The organism is Cyclobacterium qasimii M12-11B (genome assembly GCF_000427295.1).
Taxonomy (GTDB): Bacteria; Bacteroidota; Bacteroidia; order Cytophagales; family Cyclobacteriaceae; genus Cyclobacterium; species Cyclobacterium qasimii.
This window is the reverse complement of the sequence record NZ_ATNM01000191.1, coordinates 88,703-112,010: the sequence shown is the minus strand read 5'-3', so window position 1 is coordinate 112,010 and position 23,308 is coordinate 88,703. Positions and strand designations below refer to the sequence as shown.

Sequence of the window (23,308 nt, the reverse complement as noted above, 5' to 3'; positions counted from 1 at the left end):
GTGAAAAAGATAACTATATATATTTCTGTTTTATTACTCGTAGTAACTACTGCTTGTAACGATGAATATTTGGAGAGGTATCCCCTGGATCAAATTAGTGATGCCCAGTTTTGGAGCACCTCCACAGATCTTGAGCTTTACGCCAATCAATTTTACATTGACTTGAGAGACCCTCAGGTCAATTGGAGAATTGATGATAAATCTGATAACAATGCACCTGGTGATAGGAATTCTTACCTCTGGGGTGAATATGTTATACCTGCTACTGGCGGAGGATGGGGCAAAAGTGATTGGCAACCGATTAGACGTTGCAATTATGCCTTGGCTAGAATAGGTGATATGGAAAAAGATGCCCTGGTCCTAAGGTATGAAGGTGAGATAAGGTTTTTCAAATCCTTTTATTACCAAAAAATGATCGAACGTTTTGGAGATGTTCCATGGTATGAAGAGGATTTGCAAACAGATTCTGAAGGCTTGGTCAAAGCCAGGGATTCCAGAAAGGTAGTATTTGAAAATATGCTGATGGATTTGGACTTTGCAATCGCAAACCTTCCCGAAGATTCTGGCGAAAACAGGTTGACCAAATATGTCGCCTTGGCTTTCAAAGCGGATGCCTGCCTTTTTGAGGGTACTTTTAGAAAGTACCATGGTTTAGGAGACCATGAAGTGATTTTGGCTGAAGCGGCTGAGGCTGCTGAAGAAGTGATTAATTCTGGTAAATTTAGCCTTTATTCTACAGGTAACCCAGAACAAGATTATTTTGACCTCTTTGTTCAGCAGAATCTCACCGGAAATTCTGAAGTCATCTTTTTCCAAAGGTTTATCGAAGGCATTCGCATGCATAATAATGTAAGGTCATTAGGTGAGCCACATACAGGTTACACTAAAGACTTTGTACAGTCCTATTTGAGTAAAGATGGGCTTCCAATAGCCTTAAGTCCTTTATATCAAGGGGATGAAAATTTTGAGGATGAGTTTGTAGACAGGGATCCTAGGATGAAACAGTCTATCTATGTTCCAGATCGCCCCTATAGAATTTACTCTGATGGAAGCGTTGATTACCGAACCATGCCTGAATTTGACAATAACTATGTGACCACAAGTTATTACATCACAAAAGGATACTCCCCTTACGAAGTGGACAGGTTGCAAAATCAAACCACTATTGATGTGTTTACCTATAGGTATGGTAAAGTGTTGGTTACCTATGCAGAAGCCAAAGCTGAACTTGGAGAAGCTACGCAGGAAGTATTGGACAATAGCATCAATCTTCTTAGGGACAGAGTTGGGATGCCTCATTTAATGGTTGATGTAGGTTTTGAAGATCCTAATTGGCCAAATTGGGAAGTTCCTGTGACGCCTCTAATCAATGAGATCCGTAGAGAGAGAAGGATTGAAACTGCCGGAGAGGGTACAAGATGGGAAGACCTTGTCAGGTGGAAAGCCGGTAAACTCATAGAGAACCCTTTGACTTATGTAGGGGCTACGGATCCGGAAACAGGTGAATACAGGGTGATTTATCCTGGCAATACCAGAACATGGGATGATAAATTGTATATGTATCCTATTCCTGTTCAGGAGCTTTCATTAAATCCTCAACTTACTCAAAATCCGGGTTGGGAGTAAGAAGAGATTAATTTAAATAAGAATAATAAAACAGTGTGGCAATAGCTATTTCAGTTGTTGCTACACTGTTCTTTGAAATTAACCAAGCCTAAAATGATTTTCTTAAAACATCAATTCTTCACCCTGCTTTTTTTATCTGTTATATCCTTCCAGGGTTATACCCAATCTGAAAATGAAGATAACCTAAAAGTGGGATGGTCTACAGCCGACATTACTCCTGATATGCCTGTACTGGTTGCAGGTCAATTTCATGCAAGACTATCTGAAGGGGTAATGGATCCTGTCACAGCCACTATTCTGGCATTAGAGTCGGGAGAAGGGACAAATTCTGAGAAAACGATTTGGATAAGTTGCGACTTGGTAGGAATCAGTGATGGGATGAGGGCTACAGCTAATTTGAGAGATGAAATAAGAAATAGAGTGATCAAAGCGATCCCTTCTATCTTGCCAGAGCAAATAATAGTTAATGCTACCCATACCCATGCGGCTCCTTATGTAGCATCAACTGCATCTGTAGAAGATATTTACGGGGTAAGCCTGGAACAGATGGCGGATGGCAAGCCAGCAATGTCCCCTTCAGATTATATACCCTTTGCAGCAGATAAAATAGCTGAAGGAGTTATTAGCGCCTGGGGAAAAAGAAAACCAGGAGGAATGAGCCTGGGGCTTGGACATGCAGTCGTTGGATTAAATAGGCTACAGGCGCTCAAGCATGGTAAATCCCGCATGTATGGCAATACCAATTCACCTGAATTTAGTCATATTGAAGGCTATGAAGACCATAGCTTAAACCTGATGTATTTCTGGGACATAAATAAACAATTGACCGGTATCATTATCAATATTGCCTCTCCCTCACAGGTAAGCGAACATTCTTACGAATTATCAGCAGACTTTTGGCATGACACCAAAGTGGCTTTGAGAAAAAGTTTGGGTGACTCAGTATATGTTTTGGCGCAAGCCAGTTCAGCAGGAGATCAATCCCCTCATGTAATGGTCGGTTCAAAAGCCGAAGAACGCATGCAAAAACTCTTGGGTTTTGCTGAGGAAGGGACTGGAAGAGGAAGTAATGCTCACCGTAAGTATATTGCTAAGCAAATAGTAGATGAGGTTACAGATTTATTTCCTGTAATGAAGGCCAATATAGATTGGCAGCCTGAGTTCAAACATGAAATGAAATTAGTACCCCTCTCCAGACGACTGCTTAGCGAAGAGGACGTAGCTGAGGCCACTAAGGAGGCCAAAACTTGGCAGGCTGAATATGACAAATTAAAAGCTGAGGTGCGCGACAATCCAGCCATGATTGAAACCCCAAGGTGGTACAAGGACATTACCATTAGCTACAGCAAACTAAGAAGAGGCTTAGTGGTGTCTGAAAGGTATGAGCTGGAAAAAGTCCAGCCTAAAATGCCCATAGAAGTTCATGTGGTAAGGATTGGTGATGCTGTTTTTGCAACAAACCCTTTTGAACTTTACCTTGATTATGGAATGCAAATGAAAGCACAGAGCCCAGCCATTCAAACTTTCATTGTTCAGCTAACAGGGTCAGGTTCTTACCTTCCAACCAAGCGTTCCATCGAAGGCGGTGCTTATGGAGCTGTTCCAGCAAGTACCCTTATGGGCCCAAAAGGAGGGGATGAATTAGTGGAGGAAACACTGTCAATAATTAATACCATGTGGTAACCTCAGTATTACCACTTTAATCAGAAAAGTTTCAGCCATGGATATAAACCAAGGCTTTGTATAAAAACGGACCTGATAAATAAAATAAATCATTAATTTATCATTATGGAAAAACAAACGCATATCAATTTTAGAGTTTCAAAAATTAAGAAAAACCTATTTTTAGCCATTTCATTTTTCACTGTATTTGCGGCTTTACAGTTACTACCAAATAGCGTTTTTGCTCAGGATTTGTACGTTGGTGCAGCCACTGTAGACATTACCCCGAAGCTACCTGTAGCGGTAGATGGTCAGATGACAGTTCGTATAGCGGAAGTTGCAGAAACTCCTTTGACAGCCAATGTCATTGTTTTGGAATCAAAGGGGGAGAACACGACAGTATTGGTTTCCTGTGATATGGTCACCATACCCACAGAATTAAAAGAAATGATCCAAAATCAGGTGAAAGAAAGCCTGCCTGCTTTGGATACAAAAAAAATTATTATAAACGCCACCCATACCCACACGGGTGGTGTTGTGAGAGACAATCGATACAATATCCCTGAAGGAGTTACACAGGTAAAGGATTACTTGAAATTTGTATCAGATCGGGTAGCTAAAACCATAGTTACTACTTATAATCAGCGTGAACCAGGTAGTGTTTCTTGGGGCATTAGCCATGCAAAAGTAGCCTACAATAGAAGGGCTGTCTATGAAGATGGTACAGCTAAAATGTATGGAGGTACCCATGAAGCAAATTTTATTAAAGTCGAAGGCTTTGAAGACCAAGCCATTCAATCCTTGTTTTTTTGGAACCAAAAAGGAGATTTTGTAGCCACTTGTATCAATGTACCAAGCCCAGCACAAATAGTGGAAAATAGGTCCACCGTAAATGCAGATTATTGGCACCCGGTACGTGAAGGCCTAAAGGAAAAATACGGCCAGCAATTGGTAGTGGCAGGCTGGATAGGGGCAGCAGGTGACCAAACGCCTAGACCCAGATATGATGAATTTGCAGAATGGAGAATGATCGCTTTGCGCAATGAAAACAAGAGTCCTGATTTTGCTGAACATTCTGGTGAGGTAAATTTCAGAAATGAATACCATCTCAATGAGATCGCTGGAAGAATTATACGTGCAGTAGATGAAACCTATGAAACGGTAAAAATTGACAAGCATGAAGCTCCTGTTATAAAGCATGAGGTGAACAATATTGAGCTACCAATGCGAGTAGTGACTGAAACAGAATACAACCATGCCCTTAAAATGAGGGCTGAAGACATGAAAGATGCCGAGAGCGCTCAAATCTTCAGTCGTAGAATTGTCTGGTACAGTAAAGTAGTGGACCGTTATGAAATTCAGAAATCAAATCCACAACCCATGTATCCAGTGGAGCTTCACGCTTTGCGAATTGGTGATGTGGTGATCTGTACCAATCCTTTTGAGCTATTTACTGAATACGGTATACAAATGAAGGCCAGAAGCAATGCCATGCAGACCTTTGTGCTCCAATTGGTGGGACCAGGTAATTATCTACCGACAAAAGAAGCCGTTCGTGGCGGACATTATTCTGCAATCGTGGAGAGCAATGAAGTAGGCCCCGAAGGAGGACAGATTTTAGTGAACTGGTCTGTAGCAATGATCAATAAACTTTGGCCAGAATAATTGACCAACTCATTGGGATTAAGATGCTTCACAATTGAATTGCTGTAAAATGGTAAAGAAAATTTTAAAAAAATAGCAACAGTCACCTGTATAACCCTTTTTCTAGCTGCTCCTGTTATGGCTTCGCAGCTATATATAGGGTCTCGTACGGTAGACATTACCCCACAATTGCCTGTAGCAGTTACGGGGCAGTTCCATCTGAGGATTGCTGAAATTGCCGAAACCCCTTTGATTGCTACTGTTATGGTTTTAGAAACCAGAGGGGCAGAAGGTGATCTGGCCATTATGGTTTCATGTGACGCCCTTTATATCCCCACTGATTTGGTTGCGCTGGTGAGGCAAGCAGTGAAAAAGCAATTGCCGGATATAGACGAAAACAAAATATTCCTTAACGCTACGCATACCCATACCGCACCTGTTTTGGCTTTAGATGGTGAATATTTAATTCCCAAAACAGGGGTTACTCAGGTCAAGGATTATCGGAAATTTTTCGTTGAAAAAATCTCTGCGGCAATAGTTGGCGCCTATCATGACCGATCACCAGGATCTGTGGCCTGGGGCATGAGTTATGCCGTTGCAGGTTATAATAGACGGATTGTTTATGCTGATGGTACTTCAGGGATGAGCAGTAAAACAAATTTACCTGAATTCAGAAGTTTAGAAGGTTCTGAAGACCATGATGTCAACACTTTGTTTTTTTGGAATGATCAGAATAAGCTTATTTCAATAGTAGTAGGGGTAGCAAGTCCATCTCAGGAAGTAGAGGGACGTTATGCTGTCAACGCAGATTATTGGCATCCAGTAAGAGAGGGCATTAAAGAAAAATATGGGAAAGACGTCAATGTATTGGGCTGGGCTGCGGCTGCTGGAGACATTACTCCGCATATCAGGTACCGCAAGGAGGCTGATGATAGGATGCGTAACCTAAGAAACCTAAGCAGAACTGAAGAACTGGCCAGACGAATAATCTTAGCAGTAGACGAATCTTATGATGCTGTAGCTACAGAAAGGCATTCAGAGCTGGTATTTAAGCATCAGGTGGAGGAATTGCCTTTACCAGAAAGGTGGGTAACTGAAAAAAACTATTTGGAAGCCAAAGCTTTTGTAACAAATGCAAAAGAACAAATTGCTGAGGATCCGAAGGCTGCTGACGCGCTTTATCGAATGATGAATTGGCAGGAAAGAACAGTGAAACGATACGAAAAGCAATTGGATAACCCTAAACCAATGTATCCTATGGACCTGCATGTGATCAGGTTGGGAGACATTGCCATTTGCACCAATGAATTTGAATTGTTTTCGGATTTTGGCATACGGATGATGGCCAGAAGCAAAGCCTTACAAACCTTCGTAATACAACTTACAGGCAGCTCTGACTGGGGTTCTTATCTACCGACACAGCGTGCCGTTAATGGTGGGGCTTACAGTGCAATTATCCACAGCAATATAGTAGGGCCTGTCGGAGGACAGGTTTTGGTAGACCGAACAGTGGAAGTAATTGATCAATTATGGGACAAAGAAGTTAAATGATAAACAATAATATTATGGTGAGATTATGTATGTTACTGGCATTGACCTTTTGGTTAAACGTGCCATTACAGGCCAATGATTTATACCTGGGAGCAGCTACAGCAGACATTAGTCCTAAATTACCAGTGGCGCTAATGGGACAGTTTCACATGAGAATTGCAGAAACGGCCGATACCCCTCTGTATGCTGGAATAGTGGCCATCGAATCAAGAGATGGTCAAACTGGTTTGGATACCGCAGTATTTGTTTCTTGTGACCTGGTGTATATTTCCGCCCGTTTGCGGCAGGAACTTAGAGATGAGGTAGCCAAACGAATCCCTGGCTTCAATGTAAATAAAATCATCGTTAGCGCAACACATACCCATACCGCTCCAGTCTTGGAAGATGATTTGGAAGAGTCCTCTTTTATCTATCCGATTCCAGAAGAAGGGGTAACCAAGGTCAAGGATTACCGCGCATTGTTTGTTAGAAGTGTAGCCGATGGCATTGAGGATGCTTGGGCAAACCGTAGCAAAGGAAGTGTAACCTGGGGAATGGAACGTGCCGCCGTTGGATACAATCGACGAACAGTTTACAAAGATGGCACAAGTGTAATGTATGGAAATACCAACAAGGACGAGTTTCAAAACCTTGAAGGCTATGAAGACCATGACATGAATGCTTTGTTCTTTTGGAACGAGGCGGATGAGTTGTTGGCAATGAGTGTGGACGTGGCCTGTCCTGCGCAGGAGTTTGAACACAAGACCACTGTCAATGCTGACTATTGGCATCCAGTAAGAGAGAAATTAAAAAGTCGTTTTGGACAGAAAGTAAGTGTTTTAGGTTGGATTGGAGCAGCAGGTGACCAATCTCCACACAGTATGTACCGTAAAGCTGGATTGGCCAGAATGCAGGAACTTGCCCAAAAGACCCGAATGGATGACATCGCTGAACGAATCATAAGGGCTGTGGAAAACACCTATGAAATTGTAAAAAATGACCGTCATAGCAATGTAGTTTTTCATCACGAAATGGAAAACCTGGAACTTCCTATGCGAATCATTACCAAGGAAGAATACATAGAATCAGAAAAGGTAGTAAAAGATTGCCAGGAACAAATAGCTGTAGATCCCAACAAAGCGACTTTGCTTTATGCCAAGATGACTTGGTTTGGAGATGTTTTGAAAAGGTATAAAGCACAGCAGAAAAACCCTGAAGCTACCTACAGTTCAGAGATTCACGTGTTGCGAATTGGCGATGCAGCAATCGCCACCAATCAATTTGAGTTGTTTACTGATTACGGGATTCGTATTCAGGCCAGGAGCAAGGCTTTACAAACTTTTGTTGTTCAATTAGCAGGTCCAGGAACTTACTTGCCTACAGAAAAAGCCATTGCAGGTGGAGGGTACAGTGCCGTTTGTCAAAGCAATGTGGTAGGGGCTGAAGGCGGACAGGTTTTGGTGGATAGAACCCTGGCGATTATTGATAGGTTTTGGGACGAGGAGAATGCCGTTCGCTTAAAGAAAAAATTGTAACTCCAATTGTAGATTAAACAGTAACAATGGAGATTTTAGTCAAATAATACAATGAAAAACACAAGATATAGTTACCATCTCATTTTTTTATACCTCTCTGCCATTTGCTTTTTACAAGCCTGTGGAGGAAATAGTAATGGGCCTTCTACGGATGGATCGGTTGCCCCCGAAGATGGCATTGCCTCATTCGAACTTGCACCAGGCTTTCAAATGGAATTAATTGCCAATGAGCCTCTGGTTAGTGATCCGGTGGACATGGAAATTGACGAGTTTGGGAGGTTATATGTAGTAGAAATGCCCGGTTACCCTATAGATAAAAGTGGTACTGGCCGGATCGTATTGCTGTCAGATTCAGATGATGATGGGGTAATGGATAAAAGCACAATTTTCGCTGACAACCTGGTTTTGCCAAATGGTATCTTAAGATGGAAAAAAGGGGTGTTGATTACAGATGCTCCGGATGTGTTGTATTTGGAAGATACTGATGGAGATGGAGTAGCAGATATTAGGGAGGTCATAATGACTGGGTTTTCTCTTTCAAATCCCCATGTAAATGTCAACAATCCGGTATATGGGTTGGACAACTGGATTCATTTGTCCCACCTTGGACACATAGGTACGAGAAAATATGAGGAGGAATTCGGGGACAAAGGTACTACCATTGTTTTCCCTAATAGTCCAGGAAGTACCGAATTGCCTAAAAATGCCAATGGACATTCTGTTCGATTCAGACCAGACATTCAAGTGGCAGAATTGGCTTCCACCCGTTCTCAATTTGGCCATACCTATGACCGTTGGGGCAGGTATTTATTGACCCACAATCAAAACCATATTTACCACGAAGTCATTGCAGCCCATTACCTTTCCAGGAATCCAGGATTACTAGTCTCCAATGCGAGTGAATCCATTTCTGACCATGGTAAGGAAACAGAAGTTTTTCAAATAACCACCAACCCAGATCGTCAGCTTTTTACTCCGGTTGGGCTGACGACTTCTTCTAGTGGTTTGACGGCTTACCTGGGTGGTGCTTTCCCAGCCCCGTTTGACAATGCAGTCTTTGTTGCCGAATCTGTAAGCAACCTGGTGCATGTGGATATTTTAAAGGAAAAAGGAGCCACTTTCGTTGCTGAAAGATTAAGCGATAATAAGGAGTTTTTGGCTTCCAAAGATTCCTGGTCCAGACCAGTAAACATGTATATAGGGCCTGATGGGGCTTTGTACGTGCTGGATTATTACCGCAGGATCATTGAGCATCCTGAGTGGATGTCTGACGAAGCTGTAGCTGAAGGTGGACTTTCTGATGGTGTAGGCATGGGGAGAATTTACAGAATTACTCCTGAAGGAACAGGGAAAGCAGATTGGACATCAGGCTTGACTTTCGGAGATGAAAGCCCTCAGGAATGGGTCCAACACCTTGCCAGTAAAAACAACTGGTGGAGAAACAATGCACAGCGACTACTTGTTACTGCGCAAAATCAGGAAGTAATTCCAGATTTGGAAAAAATGGCTAAAAATCAAGATTCAGCCGAAGGACGTTTACACGCTTTATGGACTCTAGAAGGTTTAAAAGGGCTCAGCACCGACCTAATCATTCAAGCCTTAAATGACCCTGAAGCGGGCGTTAGAGAAAATGCGATCAAGCTAGCAGAAATGCACCTGAGTGAATCCAGTGAATTAATTGATGCATTGCTTAAATTAAAATCGGATCCAAATGCCAGGGTAAGGTTTCAACTGCTCTGTACATTAGGGTTTATTGAGACGCCTGAAGCGGCTCAAGTAGCTGAAGAATTGTTGTTCCAAGACTTGTCAGATGAATGGGTACAAATTGCAGCATTGTCTGCATCTTCTTCCAAAAATACACCATTGCTACAAACTGTACTCAAGCGATTTGACAAAGATGTTCCAGCCTATGGAAGTTTGATTCGCAGATTAACAGCCATGATTACAGCCAATGAAAATGAGGGAGAAGCAGAAAAATTGCTTCAATCTGCCCTCAGTTTATCTGGTGGAAAGGGCTGGGAAGCCCCTGTCCTGGACGGAATAGCTGATGGGATTAAACGGAATGAAAAGAATGAAGAAGCGCTTTCAATTTACCTGGATAAAATAGTTCTAGCCTTTTTTGAGCACCCGGATGCCAATCTAAGAAAGTCTGCCTTGAACCTAATCAAAACCATGGACTTTAAGGACGAAGCCTTACTGAAATCCAGCATGGACAAAGCAATGGCCATCGCCACAGACCAATCCATTTCGGAGAGTAGGAGAGCAGAGGTTCTTAGGTTTCTTCCAGAAGGAGATGTGGCCCCTTATGCGGAGCAATTGAAAGGCATGATTGCTACCTCAGAACCAATAATCCTCCAGATAGCTGCCATGCAAGCACTTGGTGACATAAAGGGTACAGAAGTACCGGAATACGTGCTCACGAAATGGAGTTCATTAACTCATGAGATTAGAGATGTAGCCTTATCTACCTTTATGAGTGATATAGAACGCGTTAAATTATTGTTAGCCGCCATACAATCTGGGAAAATACCAACCGAAGCAATAGGCTGGAAAATGAGGGTACAGCTAATGAACAATGGAGATGAGCCAACGCGTAATTTGGCCAGGGAACTTCTGACCAAAGATGAAGGTGAGGAGATCAATAAAAACTATCAAAAGGCCTTAGAGATAAATGGCGATCCTATTGCTGGAAAATCAGTGTACATAGAAAATTGCGCCCTTTGCCATCAATTTAGAGGTAAGAACGGTGTAGCCTTCGGGCCTGATCTAGGCACCTTGCACAACTGGCATCCAAAAGACCTTATGGCCAATATTTTGGACCCCAATTTATCAATAGCGCCTGGCTTTGATTTATGGGAAGTGACACTTAAGGATGGCGAAATAATCCAGGGAATGATCATGAATGAAACTTCTGCTGCGATCAGTCTTAGAACTTCTCCAGGAGTTGAAAAAACAATTAACAGGCAAGATATTGAAGCCATAAAGGGAATGAATATGTCCCTTATGCCCGGCTTAGCAGGACAGCTTGATCAGCAAAAGATTGCTGACTTGATGGCCTTTATTAGAAATTCAGAATAAAGAAAATTTCATACATCAATAGCAAAAGAGAAGACTATGTTAAAAAAATATTGGGTGTTTATTGCTTTGCCAGTACTGTTGCTTGGTTTGGCAAGTATGGTAAAAAGTCCCACACATGAATTGTCAGTCAATAAAAGTGATTGGAACATTGGAGTAGCCTTGTATTCCTTCAATAGGTTTCCTTTTCCCATCACTTTGGAAAAAGCGAAAACTACCGGAGTGAAATACGTTGAAGGCTTTGATTTTCATAAGTTGGGTGAAGACTTTGGTGACAAAACCATGTCAGACCTCAGCCCTTCAGATGCAAAGGCGGTTAGAAAGCTATTGAAAACCAATGGATTGAAAATGAAATCCATGTACGTGGGAAAAGCAAAAGACAAGGAAAGTTGGCAAAAAGCTTTTGAACTGGCTAAGTCCTTAAAAATCGAATACCTGGTAGCGGAACCCAAAAGAGAGCATTGGGACATGGTTGACCAGCTTGCCGGAGAGTATAAGATCAAGATCGCCTTACACCAGCATTCCAAAGAAGCCGGTAGTATTTACTGGCATCCGGATTCTGTACTTTCGGCCATTAAAAACCACCCCAACTTCGGAGCATGTGGAGATTTGGGACATTGGACCAGAAGTGGGCTAAACCCAATAGAAAGCCTTAAAAAACTTGAAGGACATTTGATCAGCCTTCACCTCAAGGACCTGGATGCTGCCAAGCAATCTGCCAATGATGTGATGGTAGGAGAAGGAATCATTGATTTCGAAGGAGTGGTCAAAGAGCTTAAAAGACAGCAGTTTGATGGTGAGATTTATGCAGAGTGTGAACACAAAATGGAGGATAATCTTGAAGATGTCAACCATGCTGTCAAGTATTTTGGAAACCTGACTCCTTGATTTAAACCCCAAATAAACCAATACTATGAAACGGAGAACTTTTTTTAAGAATAGTCTTGTTGCAGGTGCCGCTACTTTTGCGGGGCTAAGTTTGCCATTAGGGAGAGAGGCAATAGCAAAGGCCAGCCCATTTAATATGAAATTTTCACCCGATTTTGGGCTGTTTGCTGACGTTGCTGGAAAGGCGCCGGAGGATCAGATAAGGTGGGGGCATGACAATGGGTTTCACGCTTGGGAATGTACCTTTTTGCAGAGACGTCCATTGGAGGAACAAAACAAGATCAGCAACACACTCCAAAAATTGGGGATGGATTTCGGTCAGTTTGTAGGAACAATGGATTTCAAGCAGGTGACTTTTGCGGGAAGGGATGAAAGCATCAGAGACAATGTGCTTAAGGAGGTCAGGGCTTCTGTAGAAGTAGCCAAGCGAATGAATACCAAATTTATTCACAATGTATTGGGAATGGCTGATCCTAAATTGCCCTGGGATTTTCAACAGGCCAATGCCACGGAACTTTTAAAGCGGGTCGCTGAAATCTATGAACCTCATGGTTTGGTGATGGTAATGGAAACCATGAACCATAAAATAAACCATCCAGGGATGTTCCTGCATTCTCTGCCTCAGTCTTACTCCATGGCCAAGGCTGTAGATAGCCCTAGTGTAAAATTACTTTGTGACGTCTACCATGTGCAGATCCAGGAAGGGAACTTAATGCCAAGCATAGATTATGCCTGGGATCAAATTGCCTATTTTCAGATAGGGGATACACCTGGTCGTTTTGAACCCATGTCTGGAGAGATCAATTATAAAAATTTATTGCAACACATTTGGGACAAAGGTTACCGGGGCTTTTTAGGTCTGGAACATAGTTCCAGTATGCCAGGAAAAGCTGGCGATTTAGCTGTTTTGGAAGCCTATAAACAAGTTGACCCATCTTAAACCCAATTACACAAAAGTAAGTCTATTGCATAATCCGATTATATTATTTACATAAGCTATGAAAAAGATGTTATCAAAAAAAAATAGTCTGTCCGCCAAGGACATAAGACTACATGGAATGACCATTTGTATGGTGCTTTTGGCCTACCTTGTTTGTATTCCTGCTTTCTCTCAAGGGAACAACAGGTTTTTCCAGGCAGGAGCGCACAAAAGCAATATTACGCCAAAATTAGGTGGGCCAATCATTGGCAACTGGAATTCCCCTGAAGCAGAATATGTTCATGACGAGCTTTATGCGCGGAGCATTGTCCTTGACGATGGCGAAACAAAACTGGTACTGGTAACTGTCGATAATGTTGGCGTAGACCAGGAGGTATTTGATGTTGCCAAGCAATCCATCGAGGATGCTACTGGCATTCCTGCATCACATGTATTGATCGCTTCTACCCATACGCACTCAGCCACAAGTGCCCGTGGAGTAGGTAATAAAGGGAGAGAATGGCATAAAGGAGATCCATTGGATGAATACCAAGCCTTTATGGCAAGTAGAATTGCAGATGGAGTTCAGATAGCCTTAAGAAACCTGGAACCTGCCAGAATTGGCTGGGGATCCGTGGATGTACCCCAACATGTATTCAACAGAAGGTGGAAAATGAAACCAGGTACCGCTATACCAAATCCTTTGGGTGGTACTGATATTGCCAAAATGAATCCTGGCGTAGGCAACCCTGACCTTTTGGAACCTGCTGGACCTACTGATCCGGAAGTGTCTTACCTATCCATACAAGCAATTGATGGAAGGCCTTTGGCGCTTCTTGCCAATTACTCCCTACATTATGTGGGAGGCGTTCCTAAAGGAGAAATATCTGCCGATTATTTTGGTATGTTTGCTGACAAAATGCAAGAGTTACTTGGTGCAGACCGTCAAAATCCTGGCTTTGTGGCCATGATGTCAAATGGTACTTCAGGTGACATAAACAATATTAACTTCCGTGGTCCTAATGTAAAGCACCCTCCTTACGGTAAGATGAAGGTGGTGGCAGATGATGTTGCCAACGCAGTGATGAAAGGTTACAATGATATCAATTATCAGGACTGGGTTCAATTGGGAGCCCGGCAAGCAAGTTTAAATTTGAAGGTGCGTAGACCAAGTCCAGAACTGGCCAAATTTGTGGAAGAAGTAAATGCAAGGCCAGAGTCAGTAAAAGGAAGACATAGCCTTGAAAAAACATATGCGGCAAGAATCAAGCAGATGGAAACTTTTCCAGATGATATTGATGTAATCATCCAAGGTTTTAAAATTGGTGACTTGAGTATTGGTGCCATTCCTTTTGAAACCTTTGTTGAGATCGGCTTAGAATTGAAGGAAAAAAGCCCAATGAAAGACCATTTTACCATAGCCCTGGCCAATGGCCTATTTGGTTACTTGCCAACTCCTGCCCAACATAAAATGGGCGGTTACGAAACCTGGTTGTCCACCAATCGTGTAGAAGAAGTTGCTTCCGACAAGATTATCGCACAACTATTGGATCTGTTTGATGATTTGAAATAAGGATTCTAATAAAAGCCAAATGTATTAATTGGCTTTTTAGATTTAAATATTAGGCCATTTATTAATGGTTAAAAGGACTTCATCACAGAGGGATTATCTCTTTGTGGTGAAGTTTTTTTGGTTTGTTGGGGTTGAGATTTTTTTGAAAATAATTTGTAGTTTGGATAATATTTGATTTTCATGAGTAAATACAACCCAAATATCCACCATCGTAGGTCTATCCGGTTGAAGGGATACGATTATGGGCAAGCAGGATTGTATTTTATCACAATTTGTTGTCAGGACAGGATTTGTCGTTTTGGAGAGGTTGAAAATGGCAAAATGAAATTGAATGAATATGGTAAAATCGCACATAATGAATGGTTAAATACACCCAAAATTCGCCCAAATGTCGAATTGGGAGAATTTGTAATTATGCCAAACCACATCCACGGCATCATCGAAATATTCGTTACGGGCGAATCGCATTCGCCCGAACCCAAAGAATTGAATGATTGTAGGGGTGTTTTGAAAACACCCCTACAATCACCATCAAATAATATTGGGGCAATGGTCCGAGGATATAAATCATCTGTTACCAGACAAATTGGTTTGTTGGGGTTTAAGGGAAAATTATGGCAACGCAATTATTATGAACACATCATCCGCGATGAAAAAGCATTTCAAAATATATCTGAATACATTAAAAATAACCCAGTCAAATGGACGGGTGATAAATTTTATTTGAAATGAACACGGAAATTCCTGTCTAGGGATAATTTGCAATTCTATATTTATGGGTAACCAGTTACGATGCGGTAACTAAGGCTTCGGCTCCGCTCAGCCACCGTTTCTGTTTCGCCCATCCAGGTGTAATTTGTAATTACACCTTCTTATCTTTTGGAATTTGCAATTCCATTACCCATGACCATCCGACTGAAATTCCTAATATAGCTGTTTGGCTCTGCTGACTTCGACTCCGCTCAGTCACCTTTTGATTTCTGCTCCGCCATTAATGATCATTGGTTATAATTGGAACGAATGGATACTAGGAAAGCGGCCAATCCTAGGCCTGAAATTAGCAGTACAGGAAAACCGAAAATGATCAGAAAAAAAAGTGAAAAGAAACTTATGACGGCATTTCTGGGCAAGTAAGCACTTGCTTTTGTAGCATTGATCAATGCATATAAGCCGAGGTTCAAGGATATGAGCAGTAGTAACAATGAAAGAACCTGCCTAACATCTGAAAGGTCTGGAAAATGAATCAACAAATACAAAAGTTCAGGGGCGAGGATTTGAAGGGTACTGTAAAAGTGAAGCCAGGCCTTTCTAAGGAAAGGACGAGGTAGATTAAGAAAATAGCCTAATTTACCTTGTTCAAATTCTTTTTTCTCCAACCAAATGGGGAAGTTGATAAATACAGCACAGAGCATCCCAAATTGTAACCACCTTTCGTCATAGGTATCTGTTGTATAGGAATAAAAGAACAGTTGAAGTAAAATCAATAGGAAGATCTTGGATGCCAACAGGAGAAGAGGTCTGTTTTCCTTTAGATGTACGATCAACCAGTAGGCTCTCTTTAGAGGGATGGATTTTAATCCAAAAGGCTTTAATTGAATGAATTTTTGATCAGGTAATGCCCGCGAAAGCATGGAAAACAATAAGTCCTTATGGGCGAAAAACATAACACCTAGCAAAAAACCAGAGGATTAATGGTTGAAACCAGTACCCGTTTTCTAATGACAAATAAGTTAAAAAGGAGGCATAAAAAAGCAGTAACAAGTGGTTATACACCCAGACTAACAAATGATACCTGGAAAAATCTTTGGCATTAAAAAGTGCCAATTGATGAAATACTTGGTATTTAGGTTCTTGGATTAATTTAATATGGAAGCGGTATTGGAGCCAGCCATAACTTAGAAATAGCAAAAGCAAGGTAGCGAAAGCAATGGGATGTTGTAAGATCCTTTCACCAATCTTGACATGCTGGGGAGCTTCCATTAAAAGCCCCAAAACAATAAAGACTACAACAAAGAAACCAAAAAAAGCCTTGTAAAATGGGGTGACAAAAGCCTTTATAAATATATATTTCATAGTTGCTCATGAATCCTTCCATTAGAAATGGTATGCACAGAGTCGAAAGGAACCCTATTTATGAATTCGGTTTGGTGGGAGGAGATCAAAAAATTAACCCCCACTGACATTTGAAACTTTATCAGATCAATTAGATTCTCCTGAGAGGCCCTATCAATGGTAGTGAATGGTTCATCTAGGATGATCAATTTTGGATTGCCTAGAAATGCCAACAGTAAAGACGCCTTTTTAAGCATCCCAGATGAATAGGTTGCAACAGGGGTTGCCATAAAGTCAGTTACGCCAAAGACCGATTTCAAATGTTCAATTTGATCCCTTGAGGCTCCTTTTGCTTTGGCAACAAATAGGATGAGTTCATTTAAATTCAGAAATTCCGGATAAACCGGTTCAGCCTCGGCATAATTCACTTTTTTTCTAAATTTTAAGGGGGCTTTTTTAAGATCTAAATGCTCTAAAAGTATTTTTCCCTCAAAGGTATGTAAACCTGCTATTGCTTTAAAAAGGGTAGATTTGCCTGCGCCATTTTCACCCTGAATCATATGGATACCTTTTTTCAGTTTAAAGGAATCAATTTCTAACTGAAATCCTGTTGGGTATTTTTTAAGGAAATTTTGAACCACTAGCATTTAATGAAGGTAATTAAAAACCTTTAAATTGGCTTACTGCAGGAGTTCAGAATGGTTAAAAATGAAAAGGGGTTATAGCGTATAATAACTCATGTGTCCTGTTAGGGTTAAAACAATGGTAAAAAGTTATTTAATAAAAATACAACCAATAAATAAAATTGGAAATTTCATAAAATAATCAAATTTATAGGTATGCTTTATATTTGTAGATAATGATTCAGGTTAAATTTCCTTCCTCTATTGATTATTTGAATGCAAAACATACCATATTAAATGACTGTAAATTTTTTAATTACTCCAGAGTTTATAGAATGATATCATTTGGAGAATTTAAAACCAATGAAATTTTAATGGTTATAGGTCAAAAATAAATATAAAAGGATTCGATCCTAAAGTATTAAACCAGAAGTGGTATATTTCTTTTAGATCAAATCCTTTATGTCAAGTAATGAATCTTACTTTGTTAAATTTCTGAGCAATCCATAGCTCCTAAATTATCTTCATAATCATCTATTAGTTTTTGCCATTCATCTTTTGATTGGCCTGACAAGGCCTGACAATTCCCATAGGGTCGCAATGCATTTATATAATTAACAATGGATTGTCGGTAGTTGTTACAATTGGCTTGGGTTGGGTTTTGCCCAAAGGTGGTAAAAGCTGTTGTTAAGGCCGTAATTTCAGTACTAAGTTCAGTTGACCAGTTAAGACTGTTACATCCTGAAGGTTCATCATCATCGCTAGACCCACATCCCGATAGATATATGGAAGACGTAAGTATTAAAGCTGAAAGATAAAACATTTTCTTAAAATTATTCATTTCATTAAATTTAAGGGTGTATTATTTTTTTGATCTTACTAAATTAGTAATTGTAATTTAAAAGCTCAAGTTAAGTGTTTGTGAAAATAAATTAATGATAGGAACGGTTTTTAATATTTGTGACAGGTGATACATGAAAGTGAGGAAGTCTATTTATTAATTGATATTTAATCAATATTGTACATTCGATTTGTTATATTATTTTTATATTTTGGTGGTTTTTTTATTTAAATGTGTATTTGATTTTATTAAAGTTATATTTTTGGTTTGCGGTATTCAGTCTTTGTTTCTACTTCGTCATCTTAATTGTATAGGGTTTATTTAACCTTATTGTAAAACCAGGTGAAAAAAGGCAATTTCATGCCCCCCTTCCTTAGTGTGACTTGCAATGATTTATTTATGTTGTATTCGTTTTGTAGTTAAATGTTAAATAGTAAAACGATTTAACATTTGGAAGCTAAGGCTTCAGCTCCGCTCAGCCACTGTTTCGTTTTACATCAATGGCCCCATCCAGGTGTAATTTGCCATTCCAATACCAATGGTGATTGTTCATAATCCGTGGACTAGGGCTTTGACTCTACTTACTTCAGCTTGGCTCAGTCACCGGTAAGAAGATTAGATCATATAAGCAAGGTTGGCCCAGGCCGCTAATTACACTTAGTGTGTAGAATACAACCAATTTTCCAAAAGAAGGAGTAAATAAAGCATCATGAACTCTGCGAGAAAATCCGATTTAATCTGAAATGATAAACATTGAAGAAGACATTAAGTATTCACTATTGCTTTGTGCTGCATCAAGCCCTATTTGGAAATTTCCATATTTTCAGGGCATTTTTCCCAAGAAGTAATTCTCTGTCATGTTCCGTGTAAAAGGAGCAGTATTTGTCTACAAATTCCAATTCTTGATCCATAGGTAATTCCCATCGTGGAAAGGGATAGCCTGTGCCCCAAATAAGTTGTTCTGGACCGAATTCCTCATAAATGGCCTTGTAAAAGGGTAAGGTATCCTCATAAGGGTATTTTTTGATTTCAGACATCTCATAGGGTTCAGAATTACTTATCCAAACCTGAGGGAATCGTTTTAAACGGAACATCTTTCTAAACTCTTCCCAACAATCCGCAGCTTTCAAGTCTGGTTTTCCAGCATGATCAATTACGATTTTTACCCCGGGAAATCTTTCTGCCATGTCTTCCAACATTGGCATTTGATGTGGCAGAATGTAGTAGTTGAATACCACACCCAATTTTTCTGCTTCTTTCCATAATGGATAATGCTCCGGTGAATTCAGCCAGGTTGATTTTGGATCATATATGGGACTGAACCGCATTCCCTGAAATCCATGTTCCTTTACCCAATACTTTAAGTTATCAACAATTTTAGGGTCTTCGGGATTAAGTAAACCATGCGCTACAAAATGGTTGGGATAGGTTTTCAGACAGTTGGCCATATAGGAATTGTCCCAGCCATAATAACGAGGATTTATTAAAACGCCATACCGAAGCCCAAAGTCCGCCATTTGTTTGATCTGATTTTCTATAGGTGCCTCTATGGACACTTTTAAGTTGGGGTTTTCAGGATGCTTAAAGGGGAATCGATCATCAAAATTCCAGGTTTCTACATGGGTATCGATGATTAAACGACTTTTTTGCGCTTTATCCAGATTTGAAGTTAATAGCGTTTCTTTAAATCCCAGGCTTCCCATTAATGGCAAAAGCGCAAGCTTTTTAATCAAATCCCTTCTTTGCATAGTTGATAGTGTCAGTGTAAATCAATATTGAATTAAAGGACATTTTTACATAAATGCAAAGAAATCGAGATAAGACGGTTGTTTTTATACTGGTATATTTGAAGTGTTTGTATAAAAAGTGTTTTGTTGTGGTTAAATAATCCTACTACTGGGTTTTTGTACCGTTTCTGGAACCTAACGTTCCTGTTTTGGGGTAATTTGCAATAGTATATTTATGGTTAACAAATTAGGATGCAGAAACTAAGGTTTCGGCTCCGCTCAGCCCCCGTGTCTTCAAATGATAGTTTCCGATCTCCTCTCAATCACGTTTCTATATCATGATTTTCGACCTGCTCCCAGCCTCTGTTTCTATATATCATGGATTCTGATCTCCGCTAAGGCGACGTTTCGATGTGGAAAATGTTTCTAATCTCCATCTAGTTTTATTTCGCAATTACCTCTTCTTATCCCTTACAAATTCCACAATCATTCTAAAATTAGACATCTGGTTTTTTTGAGTCAAAATAATATTGGAAAGAGTGTATTTTTTAAAAAATCAAAATTAACCATTGATTTTACCGGAAATTTTAATCTTATAAGGGCCATTTCCCGTTTAATCAATTACAATCCCACTTATATAAAATTAACTAAAAATTATGTTGATTTTTGTATGTTTGTATACCAACCTTTAGATTTAAACATAGATTATTACAACTAATTCTAAGTTATTATGAATAAAATTGTATTATTTATTTTTATTCTTTTCTTTATACACGGAAATTTAAGGTCACAAAGTAATCTTAGGGGGAAAGTGCAGGATAAAGAGACGAGTGAGACATTACCTGGGGCTTATGTTTTCGTGAAAAATACAGCAGGAGACACTTTGGCCAATACTTTTACAGATGAAAAAGGCCAATTTCAGTTTGCTAAACCCAAGGTTTCATCCTTTGTGCTAACTATCAGCTTTATTGGATTTGAAGATTTTGAAAAGGCAATAGCGACACCTTCAGGTAGCGATTTAGGGACATTTGATATGGTGGAAGAGGGTAGTTTGTTGGAGGCTTATGAAATAGAAGCAGCTACACTAGCAGGGGAAATGAAAGGAGATACTGTTTCTTTAAATGCAAGTGCATTTAAAACCAGGCCTCAGGCAAGTGCAGGGGAGTTGATTCGGAAAATGCCAGGTGTAGTAATGCAGGGGAATACAATTGAAGTCCAGGGGGAAACAGTTGGGCAGGTCTTAGTAGATGGGGAACCTTTCTTTGGAGATGATCCAGCCATGGCCATGCAAAACCTTCCTGTTGAAATCATCGATAGAATAGAATTTTTAGATCAACTTAGTGTTCAGGCCCAATTGACAGGCTTTGATGATGGCGAAACCATAAAAACCATCAATATCATCACCAAAAAAGAAAAACGAGGAGGGGAATTTGGAAGAATGTTTGCGGGCTATGGTTCAGATAATAATTATTTGGTAGGAGGGAGTGTTAATTTTTTTAATGGTGCGCAGCGACTGACCATTTTGGGGCTAAGCAACAATATCAATCAGCAAAATTTCTCAGCCGATGACCTCACAGGTGCATTTGGTGGAGGGGACGATAGAAGAGGCGGAAGAGGAAGGAATAGCAATCCCCTTACCACAGGTGAACAACCAGGCGTGACCAATACCAATGCTGTGGGAATTAACTTCACCGATAAGTTTGACGAGGGTAAAGCGAAAATTACAGGGAGTTATTTTTTCAATGAAAGCACCAATTTTCTTAATCAAAATTCATCACGTGAATACATACTCTCAAGTGACAGTCTACAATTTTATGATGAAATTAGAAATGACGAAAATTATAACCAAAACCATCGTTTAGATCTAAGGCTTGATTATGATATAGCTGACAAACATGCTATCATTTGGAGGCCTAGATTGAGGTATGAAAAGGGATCGGCCAATAGCAGGTTAAATGCTCAAAACCTTTTTAGCCAGAATACCCCGATTAATGATACGCAAAATATCACCAACTCAACAAATGAGTCTTTCAGCTTTTTAAATGACTTCATTTACCGGTACAAATTCAATAAAGAGGGGAGAACGCTGTCTACTCAGTTCGATACTCGTTTGAGCGATTCCAATAGTGATTCCAGATTGGTGTCTGTAAACCGGGATTTCCAGACAAATAATTTGGACAGTTTAATCCAAAATTCCTTAAGCAGCGCAAATTCTTTCAATTACGAATTAGAAGTTGAATATACTGAGCCTATTGGGGATTATTCTCAGTTAAGAGTCGAATATGAGGTTGGAAATGATATTGGAACAACGAAACAGGAGGTAGCACAAAGAGAAATGGAGTCCAATCTATTTGAATTAGATTCCACCTTAACCAATGAATTTGAAAACACTTATTTACAGCATGAAGTAGGATTAGGGTACAGTTACAACAAAGATAAAATCAGGGTTTATTCTTCATTTGATTACCAGGTATCCATTTTAGACAGTGATCGTTTATTTCCTGGATTTGAAAACACCAATAGGACCTTTAAAAATTTTGTCCCTAGAATGGTTTTCATGTATGACATGAATGAAAATACCAATATTAGAGTGTACTATCGGGGTGATACTGATGCGCCTTCAGTAAGACAGCTACAAGATGTAATAGACAACAGTAACCCCATTCAAATATCAATTGGTAATCCAGAACTTGAGCAAGAGTATGAACATAGACTGTATACCAGGATTAGAAATGTAGATCCAGAAACGTCCAAGTCATTTTTTATGTACATGGGGGGATCAGTGAGGTCTAACTACCTGGGAAATGCAACTTATATTGCCACTAAGGATACCTTAATTCAAGGGGATGTGTTGCTAAGGCAAGGTGGGCAGTTGAGTAGACCTGAAAACCTTGATAAATATTGGGACCTTCGCAGTTATTTTTCTTTTGGATTTCCTCTGAAATTCATTAAAAGTAACCTTGATCTGAGTGCCAGGGCAAACTTCAGCAATCAACCAGGAATAATTAACGGGCAGACCAATTTTAATAGAAATATTGGTCTGGGACCGGGAGTTGGTATTAGTAGTAATTTAGGAGAAGATTTAGATTTTAATATTTCTACCAGAGGGAATTACAATATTGTGAGAAGTAGCTTGCAGGAAAGCCTGGATAACAACTATTATACGCAAAGTACAAGTCTGGATTTATACTGGAATTTTGCTTGGGGATTTTTTGTTAGCACCAATGTAAACAACCAGTGGTATACTGGCTTGGGAGAGGATTTTGACCAATCAGTTTGGTTGATGAATGCTGATTTGGGTTACAGGTTCCCACCTAGTCAGAAGTTCGAATTGAAAATGACAGTTTTTGATTTGTTAAACCAAAACACGAGTATCAACAGGAATGTTACCGACGTCTACATTGAAAATGAGAGAACCCAGGTATTGCAACAATTTTTCATGTTGTCATTGACTTATAATTTAAGAAGTTTTGGACAAGGAGCTATGCCTTAACCCAACACAAGTGTTATTTTCCAATTCGCTATCTGAGGTTTCGCTCAGATAGCGTTTTAGCTTGTGCTATTATTTTGTTGCAATGTTTCTGATCAAGCCATGTTAATTTGAATTATTTTA

General features: G+C 39.9%; 15 protein-coding genes. 11 read left to right on the top strand and 4 right to left on the bottom strand.

Annotation, left to right across the window (positions count from 1 at the left end):
- The 10 genes from ADICYQ_RS23190 to ADICYQ_RS23145 all read left to right on the top strand — a co-directional run bounded on the left by ADICYQ_RS23190 (position 1) and on the right by ADICYQ_RS23145 (position 15,184).
- The gene (locus ADICYQ_RS23190) at positions 1 to 1,626 is read left to right on the top strand and encodes a RagB/SusD family nutrient uptake outer membrane protein (protein WP_040417854.1); all 1,626 of its coding nucleotides are present in this window, start codon (positions 1 to 3) and stop codon (positions 1,624 to 1,626) included.
- A 93-nt stretch (positions 1,627 to 1,719) separates the two neighbouring features.
- Positions 1,720 to 3,309 carry a hypothetical protein gene (locus tag ADICYQ_RS23185; RefSeq protein WP_020889316.1) on the top strand — a complete coding sequence of 530 codons (1,590 nt, stop codon included), beginning with the start codon at positions 1,720 to 1,722 and terminating at the stop codon, positions 3,307 to 3,309.
- A 105-nt stretch (positions 3,310 to 3,414) separates the two neighbouring features.
- Positions 3,415 to 4,953: a hypothetical protein gene (locus ADICYQ_RS23180; protein WP_020889315.1), complete on the top strand. Its 1,539-nt coding sequence runs from the start codon at positions 3,415 to 3,417 to the stop codon at positions 4,951 to 4,953.
- 117 nt (positions 4,954 to 5,070) lie between these two features.
- A complete protein-coding gene (locus ADICYQ_RS23175; protein WP_051160337.1) occupies positions 5,071 to 6,483 on the top strand; it encodes a glycosyltransferase family protein in 1,413 nt (470 codons plus the stop codon).
- A gap of 14 nt (positions 6,484 to 6,497) precedes the next feature.
- Entirely contained in the window at positions 6,498 to 7,997 is a 1,500-nt protein-coding gene (locus tag ADICYQ_RS23170) for a hypothetical protein (RefSeq protein WP_040417936.1), read from the top strand.
- A 51-nt stretch (positions 7,998 to 8,048) separates the two neighbouring features.
- On the top strand, positions 8,049 to 11,075 hold the full coding sequence (locus ADICYQ_RS23165; RefSeq protein WP_020889312.1) for a PVC-type heme-binding CxxCH protein: 3,027 nt from the start codon (positions 8,049 to 8,051) through the stop codon (positions 11,073 to 11,075).
- Positions 11,076 to 11,111: 36 nt separating this feature from the next.
- A complete protein-coding gene (locus tag ADICYQ_RS23160; protein ID WP_020889311.1) occupies positions 11,112 to 11,960 on the top strand; it encodes a sugar phosphate isomerase/epimerase family protein in 849 nt (282 codons plus the stop codon).
- Positions 11,961 to 11,985: 25 nt separating this feature from the next.
- Positions 11,986 to 12,900 (top strand): TIM barrel protein, encoded by a 915-nt coding sequence (locus ADICYQ_RS23155; RefSeq protein WP_020889310.1) that lies wholly within the window; start codon positions 11,986 to 11,988, stop codon positions 12,898 to 12,900.
- A 67-nt stretch (positions 12,901 to 12,967) separates the two neighbouring features.
- Positions 12,968 to 14,452, top strand: a complete 1,485-nt coding sequence (locus ADICYQ_RS23150) for a neutral/alkaline non-lysosomal ceramidase N-terminal domain-containing protein (protein WP_235114872.1) — start codon at positions 12,968 to 12,970, stop codon at positions 14,450 to 14,452.
- Between the two features lie 180 nt (positions 14,453 to 14,632).
- Positions 14,633 to 15,184, top strand: a complete 552-nt coding sequence (locus tag ADICYQ_RS23145) for a transposase (protein WP_020889307.1) — start codon at positions 14,633 to 14,635, stop codon at positions 15,182 to 15,184.
- Positions 15,185 to 15,450: 266 nt separating this feature from the next.
- Here ADICYQ_RS23145 and ADICYQ_RS23140 read toward each other — a convergent pair whose 3' ends face one another.
- From ADICYQ_RS23140 to ADICYQ_RS23120, 4 genes are all read right to left on the bottom strand, one after another.
- Positions 15,451 to 16,116, bottom strand: coding sequence for a hypothetical protein (locus ADICYQ_RS23140; RefSeq protein WP_020889306.1), 666 nt, complete (start codon positions 16,114 to 16,116; stop codon positions 15,451 to 15,453).
- A gap of 405 nt (positions 16,117 to 16,521) precedes the next feature.
- Positions 16,522 to 17,151 carry an ATP-binding cassette domain-containing protein gene (locus ADICYQ_RS23130; protein WP_020889305.1) on the bottom strand — a complete coding sequence of 210 codons (630 nt, stop codon included), beginning with the start codon at positions 17,149 to 17,151 and terminating at the stop codon, positions 16,522 to 16,524.
- A 463-nt stretch (positions 17,152 to 17,614) separates the two neighbouring features.
- On the bottom strand, positions 17,615 to 17,968 hold the full coding sequence (locus tag ADICYQ_RS23125; protein ID WP_040417851.1) for a hypothetical protein: 354 nt from the start codon (positions 17,966 to 17,968) through the stop codon (positions 17,615 to 17,617).
- Between the two features lie 794 nt (positions 17,969 to 18,762).
- Complete coding sequence (locus tag ADICYQ_RS23120; RefSeq protein WP_020889302.1) at positions 18,763 to 19,716, bottom strand: amidohydrolase family protein; 954 nt, start codon at positions 19,714 to 19,716, stop codon at positions 18,763 to 18,765.
- A 709-nt stretch (positions 19,717 to 20,425) separates the two neighbouring features.
- On the opposite strand from ADICYQ_RS23120, the gene ADICYQ_RS23110 reads away from it, so the two are divergent.
- Positions 20,426 to 23,188 (top strand): outer membrane beta-barrel protein, encoded by a 2,763-nt coding sequence (locus tag ADICYQ_RS23110; protein ID WP_020889300.1) that lies wholly within the window; start codon positions 20,426 to 20,428, stop codon positions 23,186 to 23,188.
- The last annotated feature ends 120 nt before the right edge of the window (positions 23,189 to 23,308 follow it).